This is a genomic window from Aeromonas enteropelogenes (assembly GCF_020097295.1).
GTDB lineage: Bacteria > Pseudomonadota > Gammaproteobacteria > Enterobacterales > Aeromonadaceae > Aeromonas > Aeromonas enteropelogenes.
This window is the reverse complement of sequence record NZ_CP083625.1, coordinates 50028-62703: the sequence shown is the minus strand read 5'-3', so window position 1 is coordinate 62703 and position 12676 is coordinate 50028. Positions and strand designations below refer to the sequence as shown.

General features: G+C 56.8%; 13 protein-coding genes and 1 other annotated feature. Of the genes, 12 read left to right on the top strand and 1 reads right to left on the bottom strand.

Annotated features, from left to right (window positions below):
* The first annotated feature begins 293 nt into the window (after nt 1–293).
* The 11 genes from rnm to tesB all read left to right on the top strand — a co-directional run bounded on the left by rnm (nt 294) and on the right by tesB (nt 9741).
* Entirely contained in the window at nt 294–1175 is an 882-nt protein-coding gene (gene rnm / locus LA321_RS00265) for an RNase RNM (RefSeq protein ID WP_042072919.1), read from the top strand.
* A 104-nt stretch (nt 1176–1279) separates the two neighbouring features.
* Entirely contained in the window at nt 1280–1900 is a 621-nt protein-coding gene (locus tag LA321_RS00260) for an L-threonylcarbamoyladenylate synthase (RefSeq protein ID WP_042072917.1), read from the top strand.
* Nucleotides 1893–2777: a segregation and condensation protein A gene (locus LA321_RS00255; RefSeq protein WP_042072916.1), complete on the top strand. Its 885-nt coding sequence runs from the start codon at nt 1893–1895 to the stop codon at nt 2775–2777. Before LA321_RS00260 ends, LA321_RS00255 begins: the two co-directional genes overlap by 8 nt.
* An 86-nt stretch (nt 2778–2863) precedes the next feature.
* Entirely contained in the window at nt 2864–3466 is a 603-nt protein-coding gene (scpB, locus tag LA321_RS00250) for an SMC-Scp complex subunit ScpB (protein ID WP_042027635.1), read from the top strand.
* A gap of 96 nt (nt 3467–3562) precedes the next feature.
* Nucleotides 3563–4486 carry a 23S rRNA pseudouridine(2605) synthase RluB gene (rluB, locus tag LA321_RS00245; RefSeq protein ID WP_042072915.1) on the top strand — a complete coding sequence of 308 codons (924 nt, stop codon included), beginning with the start codon at nt 3563–3565 and terminating at the stop codon, nt 4484–4486.
* 9 nt (nt 4487–4495) lie between these two features.
* Entirely contained in the window at nt 4496–5302 is an 807-nt protein-coding gene (locus LA321_RS00240; protein ID WP_042072913.1) for a DUF637 domain-containing protein, read from the top strand.
* An 848-nt stretch (nt 5303–6150) separates the two neighbouring features.
* Nucleotides 6151–6522, top strand: a complete 372-nt coding sequence (locus LA321_RS00235) for a hypothetical protein (RefSeq protein ID WP_156141167.1) — start codon at nt 6151–6153, stop codon at nt 6520–6522.
* Nucleotides 6497–6949: a CdiA family toxin C-terminal domain-containing protein gene (locus tag LA321_RS00230; protein WP_082043455.1), complete on the top strand. Its 453-nt coding sequence runs from the start codon at nt 6497–6499 to the stop codon at nt 6947–6949. Before LA321_RS00235 ends, LA321_RS00230 begins: the two co-directional genes overlap by 26 nt.
* An 18-nt stretch (nt 6950–6967) precedes the next feature.
* The gene (gene cdiI, locus LA321_RS00225; protein WP_082043454.1) at nt 6968–7351 is read left to right on the top strand and encodes a ribonuclease toxin immunity protein CdiI; all 384 of its coding nucleotides are present in this window, start codon (nt 6968–6970) and stop codon (nt 7349–7351) included.
* Nucleotides 7352–7545: 194 nt separating this feature from the next.
* Nucleotides 7546–8496: a transposase gene (locus tag LA321_RS00220; RefSeq protein WP_042072909.1), complete on the top strand. Its 951-nt coding sequence runs from the start codon at nt 7546–7548 to the stop codon at nt 8494–8496.
* A gap of 378 nt (nt 8497–8874) precedes the next feature.
* A complete protein-coding gene (tesB, locus tag LA321_RS00215) occupies nt 8875–9741 on the top strand; it encodes an acyl-CoA thioesterase II (protein WP_042072908.1) in 867 nt (288 codons plus the stop codon).
* A gap of 85 nt (nt 9742–9826) precedes the next feature.
* On the opposite strand, the gene aceK is transcribed toward tesB, so the two are convergent.
* The gene (gene aceK, locus LA321_RS00210; RefSeq protein WP_042072907.1) at nt 9827–11554 is read right to left on the bottom strand and encodes a bifunctional isocitrate dehydrogenase kinase/phosphatase; all 1728 of its coding nucleotides are present in this window, start codon (nt 11552–11554) and stop codon (nt 9827–9829) included.
* Nucleotides 11555–11751: 197 nt separating this feature from the next.
* Between aceK and LA321_RS00205 the strand changes: the two genes are divergently transcribed.
* Entirely contained in the window at nt 11752–12444 is a 693-nt protein-coding gene (locus LA321_RS00205; protein ID WP_042072905.1) for a tRNA/rRNA methyltransferase, read from the top strand.
* Nucleotides 12445–12513: 69 nt separating this feature from the next.
* Nucleotides 12514–12646: a sequence feature (Thr leader region), on the top strand.
* Nucleotides 12647–12676: the final 30 nt, after the last annotated feature.

The window sequence follows — 12676 nt, the reverse complement described above, 5'->3', positions numbered from 1 at the left end:
TCCATTTGCCGGATAATAAAAAAGCCCGCTGGGGTCAGCGGGCTTTTTCTTTGGTTCTTTGTTTGCTGTCAGATTACAGGTACAGCAACGACCACACGCCCGCATGTCAGGGAGTGTGCCACCACCAAATGGTCAGGATGGAAGTCGTTTGCATGATAAATTCCTGTAAAAAGATGTTTGCAATGAAGTGCCTACAGAAAACGATAAAGCCGCGGCCAAGTCAAGTCGCTTTTTAGCCTTCTTTCACCGAATTACTACAAACAGTGACCTGACCACGAGAGCGGAATAATCTGATGATATTCGATCTTCATTGCCATACCACGGCCTCCGACGGGGTGCTGAGCCCGGCCGATCTGGTGCGCCGCGCCGCCGAAAAAGAGGTAGCGGTGTTAGCAGTTACTGACCACGATACCCTTGCCGGGCTTGATGAGGTGCGCCAGACCATCGCCGCCGAGCAACTGCCGCTGCGGCTGGTGAGCGGGGTCGAGATCTCCACCAGCTGGGAGCACCACGAGATCCATATCGTGGCCCTGGGCGTGGATGAAAAAAATTCACGTCTGGTGGAATTTTTGCGCGGGCAACAGGCTCGTCGCGAGGCCCGTGCCGAGGAGATCGGGCGCCGTCTGGAGAAGTGCCTCATCCCCGGTACCTATGAAGAGGCCAAACAACTGGCCGGCGACGCCGCCGTGACCCGGGCCCACTTCGCCCGGGTGCTGATGGCGCGCGGGGTGGCCGACAACATGCAAAAGGTATTCAAAAAGTACCTGAGCCGCGGCAACAAGGGCTATGTGCCGGCCGAGTGGCCCGAGATGCGCGATGCCATCGCCGTCATTCACGACGCCGGCGGCCTGGCGGTGCTGGCCCACCCGAGCCGCTACGATCTTACCGCCAAGTGGATCAAGCGGCTGCTGGTGGCCTTCAAGGCCGCTGGGGGGGACGCCATGGAGGTCTCGCTGCCCCAGCAGAGCCCCCAGGAGCGGGCCAATCTCGGCCAGTGGGCCAAAGATCAGGATCTCTATATCTCGGTGGGGTCCGATTTTCACTTCCCCTCCAACTGGACCGAGTTGGGTCGCCACCTCTGGCTGCCCAAGGAGGGCACGCCGCTCTGGCTGGTCTATCCCGGCCACTTCGGCCTGAGCGCCGAGGAGCATGCCGGCCTGTTGGCCAGCCGTTAATGAAGCGGGCGCCGCAACACCAAACAGATTAAGGTAGTGTCATGGGGTTGCGTCCATGACCATCAAGCGGGCAGATGTTGCTGCCCCCATTGCGAGAACATGTTATGAGTCAGCACTTTTACGTACATCCGGAAAACCCCCAGGCGCGTCTCGTCAGCCAGGCGGTGCAAATTCTGCAAAACGGCGGTGTCATCGTCTATCCCACCGATTCCGGCTATGCCCTGGGCTGCCAGATGGGTGACAAGGGGGCGCTGGAGCGTATCTGTCGCATCCGTCGCATCGATCCCAACCACGACTTCACCCTGGTGTGCCGGGATCTCTCCGAGATCGCCACCTACGCCAAGGTGGACAACAGCGCGTTTCGCCTGATCAAGAACAACACCCCGGGCGCCTACACCTTCATCTTCAAGGCCACCAAGGAGGTGCCGCGCCGCCTGATGAACGAGAAGAAGAAGAGCATCGGCATCCGGGTACCGGACAACAAGATCGCCCAGGCGCTGCTCGAAGCCCTCGGTGAGCCGCTGCTCTCCACTACCCTGATCCTGCCCGATTCCGAGATGGCGGAGTTCGACCCCGAGGAGATCTTCGACAAGCTGGGCAAGCAGGTGGATCTGGTGGTCAACGGCGGTTATCTGGGCGAGCAGCCCACCACGGTAGTGGACTTCTCCGACGACGAACCCGTGCTGCGTCGTCGCGGTGCCGGGGATCCGATTCCGTTTGAGTGAGACCGCTGAACCCGTGTCCGTGACGGCCACGACCATTCCCGGCGAGACGGGGGAGGGGGCTGCAGCCCTCACCCCCATCGCGAAAGTCCTGGGGCAGCCCTATCACGAGCTGCCCCAGGATCTGTTCATTCCGCCCGATGCGCTGGAGGTGTTCCTCGATACCTTCGAGGGGCCGCTCGATCTCTTGCTCTATCTCATCCGGCGCCAGCAGCTCGACATCCTCAACCTGCCTATCCTGCAGATCACCGCCCAGTACATGGAGTACGTGGAGCTGATGCAGGGGCTCAATCTGGAGCTGGCGGCCGAATACCTGCTGATGGCGGCCTGGCTGGCGGAGATAAAATCTCGCCTGCTGCTGCCCAAGGCGCCCGAGCTGGAAGATGATGAGGAGGGGGAAGATCCCCGCGTGACCCTGATCCGTCGCCTGCAGGAGTACGAACGCTACAAGGTCGGCGCCGAGCGGGTGGACGCGCTGCCCAGGGTGGAGCGGGAGATCTTCATCGCCGCCGCTCTGCCGCCGGATTTTGGCTCCCTCAAGCCGTTGACTCCCGATGTTTCGCTGGTTGAGCTCGCCCTTTACATGCAAAGTGTGGTAAAACGCGCGACTCATTTTGAACATCACCAGATCCGCCGTGAGCAGATCCCGACCCGGGTGCGGATGGCGGAGATCCTCGCCATGCTCTCCCTGGGCCAGACCCTGCGGCTTGAACAGGTGCTGCGGGCCGAAGAGGGGCGCATGGGGGTACTGGTGACGTTTCTGGCCCTGCTGGAGCTGTGCAAGGAACAACTGATCTGGATCCTGCAGGCAGAACCACTGGGTCCAATCCATTTCGCGTTGGCGGCAGAAGAGAGCGTGACAAGTGAACAGACCCATTGAGCTCGCGCCCTGTTTGCTCAGCGGTAGCCAGCGCCGCTGGGACAAGCTCCATTTCGCGTTGGCCGAGCAGAGCGAGGAGGGCAACCGTGGCGCTGCCCACTGAACGACTCAAGACGCTGATCGAAGCGGCGCTGTTCGTTGCCGGGCGCCCGCTCAACATCAGCGAGCTGAAAAACAGCGTGCTGGCCGACTATCCTGTCACCACCCGCTACGTGCAGCTGCTGCTGGCGGAGCTCAAGCAGGATTACAGCGAGCGTGGAGTGGAGCTCAAGGAGGTCGCCTCCGGCTGGCGCTTTCAGGCCCGCCAGGATTACGCCGAGGAGCTTTCGCGCCTGTGGAGCGAGCGGGCCCCGCGCTATTCGCGCGCCGTGATGGAGACGCTGACGCTGATCGCCTATCGTCAACCCATCACCCGGGCCGAGATCGAAGCGATCCGCGGGGTGGCGGTGTCGAGCCAGATAGTGAACACGCTCAAGGATCGTGGCTGGGTGCGCAGCATCGGCCACAAGGAGGTGGTGGGGCGCCCCGAGCTGCTTGCCACCACCCGGGCATTTCTGGACTATTTCAACCTGCAGAGTCTGGAGCAGCTCCCCGAGCTGGATCCCGAACTGCAACCCTCGTTGGCCACCATGGTGGATGAGGGGAGCGAGCCTGATGTCGGCGACAAAAATGCTGACCGGGTCTCTTAATCATGCAAACGGTGGCGGACTGCCCGAAGGGCCCCGCCACAGTGACAACCGTTGCCCCCATGCCGGTGGGCAGCGATCAACAATCAGGTAACCCCGATGAGTGAAAAACTGCAAAAAGTGTTGGCCCGCGCGGGTCACGGCTCCCGTCGTGAGATGGAGGCCCTGATCACCGCAGGTCGGGTCAGTGTGGATGGCAAGGTCGCCACGCTGGGGGATCGCGTCGAAGTGAACGCCGTGATCCGGGTGGATGGTCACCAGGTCAAGACCCGTGCCGCAGAGGAAGTGATCTGCCGCGTGCTGGCTTACCACAAGCCGGAAGGGGAGATGTGTACCCGTCACGATCCGGAAGGTCGTCCCACCGTGTTTGATCGTCTGCCCAAGATGGAAGGGGCCCGCTGGATTGCGGTCGGCCGCCTCGACGTCAACACCTCCGGTCTGTTGCTGTTCACCACTGACGGTGAACTGGCCAACCGCCTGATGCACCCGAGCCACGAAGTGGAGCGGGAATACGCGGTGCGTGTTTTCGGTGAGATCACCGAAGCCATGCTGCAGCGCCTGCGCAAGGGCGTCCAGCTGGAAGACGGCATGGCCAAGTTCAACAAGATCAAGCCGGCCGGCGGCGAGGGGCTGAACCAGTGGTTCAACGTCACCCTGACCGAGGGGCGCAACCGTGAAGTGCGCCGCCTGTGGGAATCCCAGGAAGTGCAGGTGAGCCGCCTGATGCGGATCCGCTACGGCGATGTGAAGCTGGATCGCGGCATCCCGCGCGGTGGCTGGCAGGAACTAAAACTGCCCGAAGTGAACTACCTGCGCGGCCTGGTCAATCTGCCGCCGGAGACCGAATCCAAGGTCGATCTGCAGCAGGATGGCAAGAGCAGCCGTCACAAGCAGGCCGCCCAGATCCGCCGCGCCGTTAAGCGCCACAAGGAGATGCAGGGCAAGGAGCCGCGCGCCCGCGCCACCACCGCCCGTCGCAAGCCGACCTCCTCTACCCGCAACTCGGGTACCGGCAGCAAATAAGCGCCCGCCATGGCGCAGGTGACCCGTCAGCTACCGGTGCCACCAGCAGTTATCAAAGCCCGCACCCCATGGTGCGGGCTTTTTTTCAGTGTTCGGCAGCGGCTCCTATCGGATATGCTGGTGATGTTATGCCTTTGTCAGAAAGATGGCTGTCCCAGTAATTGCACTTTTAAAGCCAGCCTGTTATCCAATATTCAGGGGGAAGTGGGTAAAGCCACGGCCAACTGGATAGGGGATCAAGGCATTAAATTCGATGCTGCCAACAGCCCGTTGGCAGAGGCAGGGAAAATCGCCGCCCATGGGGTGACCAGCGGCGCCATTGCCGAGATAACAGGCGGCAAGTTTGCTGCGGGAGCGGCAGGCGGTGCCATGTCGGAACTTGCTAGTAACTGGAGCTTGAGTGCCTTTGGCGGTAACGAGGAGTATCAGGTCGCGCTCAATAAGGTGTTGGGTGGGTTGGCGGCAGTGGCCGTCACTGGGGATGAGAACGACTTCGATACTGGCGTTGACCGGGCGGAGACGGTGCATCGGTACAATGCGATGGCACATACGTTAGCCGCGCTGAAAGCGCGCGATCCTGAACAATTTGCCAAGTTGATGGAGGCTAAAAGAAATCAATACAAGACTTGTGGTGAATCGGCAGAATGTAAAAAAATGATGATTGCTGGTTTGGGATTAGTGAGCTTTCCCCTGCTTCCATCAGAGTTGCTAGCTGCGGGGGGAATAGGGGGAGGTGCCAAATTTGGGTTTGAGCTGTGGGATAATAAAGGTGACTTAAGTAAAGTTGATGTGGGCGAGGTTGTATTTTCTACTTAATTAAGTGCAGGTACAGCAGGTTGTAGCTTCTGGCCAACTGTAGCTGTCAATGCTGCAGGTGGAGCTTATACGAGCCATTTGAAAGGAGAAGATCCACTTGTCGGTGGTTTCGCGAGTTCTTTGGGAGCTGGTACTGGATATTGAGCCGGTAAATTCGTTGAGCCATTGGCAAAAAATTTATTTAACGTGAACCAAAATGGTGTAAAATATGAGTTCATTGACATAGGTTTGACTATACAAAAGAACAAACCGGAAAGTATTATTCCGAGTTCTTTTGGAAATGCAGGTGGTTCCATTTCATCGGAGCTATCAACCAAGTTTTTTGAAGGTGAATTAAAAGAGGCTGACTGGTGAGGTATTTTTCTGGAGTGTTTTTTTTCTATGTCCGCCAATTATATTTTCCATTATTGGCGGTGTTATTTATATTTCTGTAAATTTCTTTACATTCATCGTCTATGGACGTAAATTGAATCTGTCATGGTCGTTGTTAATTTCATTTGCAGAGAAAGGTGCAATGTATGGAGTATCGCTTAGTGGTGTCTTTCTTCTGCTTTTAATATGTTCGATAGTTAGGTCGAAATTTTTATCATGGCGGCGTTAGAGCTCTCTTTTTCAAGTCGTTGGTGATGAGTTGAGAGGAATAAATAGTAGCTATTAGTAGTGGATATTTATTGGAGAAGATTGTTGTATATACATCTATCAGTGTCGTGACCCTTTATCTGGCTCAGTTGGTGCCTATCCTGGGTGATGGCCCATACCTAGAATAAGAACGCCATGGTCAGTGGCACCGGTGGCAAGTTTCCTGCGGGGGCAGTCAGGTTTTCTCTGATTCCGAGCACCAGGTTGCTTTGAACAAGGTATTGGGTGGTTTGGCTGCAGTAGCCGTCACTGGGGATGAGAACGACTTCGATACTGGCGCTGACCGGGCGGAGACGGTGCATCGGTATAACAACCTCAGCCACCAACAAAAGGCACAAAGAGATAAAGAGTTGTCTAACTGCACCACCCCCCAAGCCTGTTTGCAAACTCGGGTTAAATGGGCTGCTATCGATCTGGGACAGGATGGGAGCTTTGCGGCGGGAATGGCTGCGGGAGTACCTGCCAGTCTGTATGAAACGGCTGAAGGGATAGTGAAAGCAGCCAGCAGCCCCATAGAAACCCTTGATGCGCTGAAGGCACTGTTGAACAGTGGTGATGGTAACTTATCCCGATGGTATTAGCTTTCGTATTGATCAGCCAAAGCATCTGGCTACTGTAGATGGATTTACACAGAAATCAGGGATTTCTGACGGACACAATGCGAATGCATTTTATGATGCTGCAAAAGAATACAATGTAAAGATTGTCAGCGAAACGCCTACGGGAGTGAATGGCATCACTGAGGTGAGGTATTTAATCCCGACTAAAGACCGTGCTGGGAATCTTACAGGGGAGTACAAAGCAACACCTGAAACAAAAACTATCTATGACCCTAAAATATTTAATGATCAGAAAATTTTGGAGCTTGGGCAACAGGCTGCTGCTAAGGGCTATAAAGATGCACTAAACAGTCCTAATGGCGCCGCTAATGTTAGTGTTGATGGGATTAGCTTCAGGATATATGTTGATAAATCAACTGGAACTGTAAGAAATTATCACCCTAATTGATTTGTTTCGGGAGCCGATATGAATAAAAACCTATTTGAAATGTCAGATGTGTACGCTGGTTTAGATGAAGTTATTATAGGGTATTTCAATGCCATGTTTTCTGGCCGAAATTTCTTAGATGTTATTGAGCACATAGTGAAAAGGCATGGTTTTAATACAGGTGGCGCTTATTGTAACTTTCCAGATATGAATAGTTATGATGAAAGTGAGCATTTTGAAGGGGTTGAGTTTGCCGTTGGCTACCCCCCTTCTGAAGCAGATACTGTCATTGTTAGTGAAGAAACTTGCTATCACTACGTTCGTCTTGCGTGTGAAAGATTTTTAACGCTGCATCCTGAGCACTCATTAAAAATCAATAGCTTAATTGATAAAATCCCAGTCAAAGCCCGTAGGCTCGATTAGCAAGGCGTGATCGGGCGAACGAGAAATAAGATAACAAAGTGAGGCCAATATTAGCCTCACCGTTTATTCGATTTTTATATCTTGCACATAAGGAGCTTAGTCATCCCCTCATATGCGAAATCTGGGACACCCACCTTTTTGACAGTGGCGTAGTGCTGTTCTTGACTTGAGAGGTCACAGTTGAGGGATGCGCCATGACCATTGCCCGTTCACGTCAAATCAGCTTGCAGGATACGCCTTACTACCACGTGGTCAGCCGCTGTGTGCGGCGAGCCTTCCTGTGTGGTGACGATGCCCATTCAGGCCAGAGTTACGAGCATCGGCGTCAGTGGGTGGTCGACAAGTTGGGGCAACTATCGCGGTTGTTTGCTATCGGCATTTGTGCTTATGCGGTGATGAGCAATCACTATCATCTGGTGCTCAAGGTGGAGCCCGATACCGCAGCCAACTGGAGTGAGCGGGAGGTGGCTGAGCGCTGGGCTGCGCTTTTCCAGTGGCCGCTGTTGGTTAGGCGTTGGTATCAAGGGGAGATGTTGATCGAGCCTGAACTGGCAGTTGTGCAGCAATTGCTGACCCAATGGCGGGAGCGGCTTCACTCCATCAGTTGGTTTATTCGGCTACTCAATGAAAATCTGGCCCGTCAGGCCAATCAGGAAGACGGTTGCAAAGGCCATTTCTGGGAGGGCCGCTTCAAGAGTCAGGCTTTGCTCACCGAATCAGCCTTGCTGGCCTGTATGGCGTATGTTGACCTCAATCCGATACGAGCCGCGTTGACCGAGCGGCTAGAGCTGAGTGACTACACCAGTATCAAGCAGCGTCTTGACGAGCCTGCTACGACTGAGGTTTTGCCACCCCTTTTGCTGCCGTTTGCCAGCCAGGGGAAGCCTGAAAAATTGCCCTATGCCTTCACGGACTACCTAATGTTGGTTGATTGGACAGGTCGTGCAATTCGGCCCGACAAGCGTGGTCATATTCCGGCTCACCTTGGACCTATTCTGGAACGACTAGGCCTTGATGCTATCTGCTGGTTGAAGCAGGTGACGCTGTTTAGGCGACAAGGGATCAGAGTGGTGGGAGACAGAGAGCAATGCCAGCAGTTTGCTCGCCATTGTGGCCAGCGGCGATGCCATCAACCACGCCTTTGATTACTTGGCGTTCACCCTGTCGATAGCTCTGGGTATTGCACACAGTTCAGTGAATGACTGTGTAGGGGCTGTTGCTTTCTAAACCTGAAAATCTCTCTCACTAGCTGACTTTGCAGGTGTCAGTTCGAATTCACTCACCCTCATTGTGTCTGCAAGCAGCCTGATAGTGGCTTACTCAAAAATGTGGGTGTCCTAATTACTACTTTCAAGGCCCACCTCTTAGGTGGGCCTTTTCGTTGGTCCCTGCTGCGTCCGTTATTGTTCAATGTGCAGGATTGCTGAATTAATGGGGCCGGGCGGGTGGCTGGTGGGGGCCGGGGTGGTTGCCCGGCGTGGCCGGGCTTGTTAGCCTTTGCGGCTCTGACATAGGAGTGAACCATGAGCAAGGTACTGGACGAGCTGCTGGCGTTGCTGGCGCTCGAGAAAATCGAGGAGGGCCTGTTTCGGGGCCAGAGCCAGGATCTCGGCCTGCGGGCCGTGTTTGGCGGACAGGTGATGGGGCAGGCCTTGTCAGCCGCCAAGCAGACGGTCGCCGCCGATCGCCAGGTACACAGTTTCCACTCCTACTTCCTGCGCCCCGGCGATGCCAATCGCCCCATCGTCTACGACGTGGAGAACATCCGCGATGGCCAGACCGTCTCCACCCGCCGGGTCAAGGCCATTCAGGGCGGCAAACCCATCTTCTATCTCAACGCCTCGTTCCAGATTGAGGCCGAGGGGTTCGAGCACCAGGCGCAGATGCCGGCGGGGATCACCCCTCCCGAGCAGCTCAAGAGTGAACTGGAGCTGGTGCGCCCCTACGAGCAGCAGATCCCGCCGGCGCTGCGGGACAAGATCATGTGCGAAAAGCCCATCGAAATTCGCCCTGTGACTCTGGTCGATCCGATCCGCCCCGATGTGCACGAGCCGCTGCGCCACGTCTGGTTCAAGGCCAATGGCCAGATGCCGGACGATCTGCGGGTCCACAAATACCTGCTGGCCTATGCCTCCGATTTCCACTTCCTGTTCACCGCCCTGCAGCCCCACGGCGTCTCCTACTGGGAGCCGGACATGCAGGTGGCCACCATCGACCACTCCATGTGGTTCCACCGTGATTTCAGGCTGGATGACTGGCTGCTCTACGTAGTGGACAGCCCGAGCGCCAGCGGCGGGCGCGGCCTGGTACGCGGCCAGTTCTTTACCCGTGATGGGGTGCTGGTGGCCAGCACCATGCAGGAAGGGGTGATCCGCCGGCGCGGCAGCTAGGCGTCGTCAATGGCCGGACAACAGAAGGGGGTGGCATGGCCACCCCCTTCTGCTATCGCCGTGAACAGTGAGCTGGCCTACCCCGTTATCCCCCGCGCTGGTATTTGAAACGCTTCTTGCGCCGGTAGGGGTAGACATCCTCGAACAGCCCCTCCTTGATATTGCCCTGCAGTTTTTGCCAGTAGTTGGCATCGAACAGCTCCTTGTGCAGCTGCATCATGATCTCCCGCACCTGGGGCTTTTGCAGCAAGAAGGTGGCGAACTCCTCGGGGAAGATGTCGTTGGGTGCCACCGAGTACCAGGGCTCGGCGCTCCACTCGTCCTCCGGGTAGCGCGGCGGCGGGATCTGGCGAAAGTTGCACTCCGTCATGTAGCAGATCTCGTCGTAGTCGTAGAACACCACCCGGCCGTGACGGGTCACGCCAAAGTTCTTGAACAGCATGTCCCCCGGGAAGATGTTGGCCGCGGCCAGCTGTTTGATGGCGTTGCCGTACTCCTCCAGTGCGAGCCGGGTCTGCTGCTCGTCCGCCTTGTCCAGATAGAGGTTGAGGGGGATCATCTTGCGCTCTGTGTAGAGGTGCTTGATCACCAGCTTGTCACTGGTGAGGGTGAGCGCCGAGGGGGCAACCGCCTTGAGCTCGGCCAGGAGCTCCGGTGAAATGCGCTCCAGCGGGAACTCGAAGTTGGTGAACTCCTGGGTATCGGCCATGCGGCCGACCCTATCGTGCTGCTTCACCAGTCGGTACTTCTCTTTGACCTGGGCGTGGCTCACCTCCTTGGGGGGGGTGAACTCGTCTTTTATCACCTTGAACACCACGTCGTAGGAGGGGAGGGTAAACACGCTCATCACCATTCCCTTGATGCCAGGGGCGATGACGAACTGCTCCCGGCTCTGGGCCAGATGCTGCTGGTAGTGGCGATAGAGCTCGGTCTTGCCGTGCTTCTGGCAGCCGATGGCGTTGTAGATCTCGTAGTCCGCCTTGTGGGGCATGATCTGGCGAAGGAAGATCACGAACAGGGCCGGCACGGGGGCATAGACCATGAAGTAGGCGCGGGCGAAACCGAACACGATGGAGGCGATGGCTGGCTCGAAGATGACGGTATCCACATAGATGCTCTGGCCCGTGCTGAGCAGGGGCAGGATAAAGGGCAACACCTGTCCCTTCACCCGGATGAGCCCCACCAGATAGGCCCCCTTGTTGCGATAGAACACCTCTTTGAGCAGCTCTATGGTGAAGGGTTCCTCATGGAGGATTTGCGGACCGTTCTCGGCAAGATGGTGGTGGATGTCGACAATATCGCGCTGTTTGTCCTCATAGGGCAGGGTGAAGCTGTAATCCCCCAAGAGCTGGCTCAGGGTCTGCGGCAGATGAGCCAGATCGGTGCGATAGACCCGCAGCAGGCTGCCCAGATCCGGGTGCTCCCCCCGGCTGAGAAACGGGTGGATATAGAGGTTCTCGTCACGGATGTTGCGGTGGCGAAAGATCCGGCGATAGACGGAGTTGAAGAAGGACTCGGCCACTTCGAAGTTCTCGCAGTGGGGCAGCAGATCGCTGAAGGCCCCTTTCACCCGTTTGAGCAGCGCCTGGGTGGCGTGATGCTCCCCCATCATCTGGCGGATGGAGCTGGCGGTGGCGCCCACATGGTGATCATAGAGGCGGATCCGCTCCCGTCCTGCGAGCTGGACTCCCAGCCAGTCACTGTTCTCGAAGCGGCTCTTGCTGCCGCGGGTGATCTCGAGAAAGCGGCTGTAAAACGACTCGAAGCGTTGCAAGATGGTCTCGGCGACGGCCTGTTCCAATGGCTGCGGCATCTCTCTCTTCCTTGTGCTGTGTCGGGCCGATAGCGCGGGCAAAGGTGCGCGTTTTCTGCGCACGTCTGGCCACTATGGCAACATTCAAACGTCTGTTCAAGTGGCAATTTTCGGGGATAAACGGTAGATTGCGCCCCTGTTTTACCGACTGTTTGCCGTCTGTTTTCGCAGCTCGGCCCGGCCCAAGAGGAAACCCAATGAAACTCTATTTTGTCCTGATGGCACCCGCTCGCGCCGCGAACGTGGGGGCTGCCGCGCGCGCCATGAAAACCATGGGCTTTGATGCCATGCGACTGGTGGCGAGCCGGGTGCACGAAGAGGAAGAAGCGGGCTGGGTCGCGCACGGCGCGCAGGAAATTCTGACCAACGCCAAGGCCTTCGACACCCTGCCCGAGGCCCTGGCCGACATGGATCTGGTGATCGCCACCACAGCCCGTCAGCGCGGTCGCTACCAGCACTACCTCACTCCGGCGGAAATTCGCGATCAGATCCGCGCCAAGCCGTCGCTTCGCAAGGTCGCCATCGTATTTGGCTGCGAGGAGTCGGGGCTCTCCAACGAGCAGCTCGCTCAGGTCGATCTCATCAGCTACCTGCCCCTCAAGGTAGGGTATCCGTCGTTGAACCTCGGTCAGGCGATCATGTTGTATGCCTACGAGCTGAGCCAGCTGCTGGATGGGCCAGAGGCCGTAGCAGAAAAAGGGGATACCGTTGGGCAGGTTCGCGTGCTGAAACAAAAAACAGCAGAAATTCTGGGTGAACTCGGAGTTTCACAGGATGAAAAGCTGCATCAATGGGTGATGGACCGGGTACCCATGCTGCCGCAGCGGGATCTGAATATGCTCCATTTGCTCTGCAAAGACCTGATCCGCAAGTTTGGCCAAGAGGTTTAGGTTGACAGCCGGGCGCCCGGCGCGGTATTGCTAAAAGCCAGCTTCGTTCAAGAGAGTTCGTCATGCCCCTTTTCAGCCACATCACCACCACCACCATTATTACCGGTACCACCACAGGTGGCACTGGGGCCGGTTGATGCGCTGACGAACAAGCACAGAAATCTGAAAAGGCCCGTACCCACCCAGTACGGGCCTTTTTTGTTGGGTTATTTTCATACCGTTTTTCAAGGGA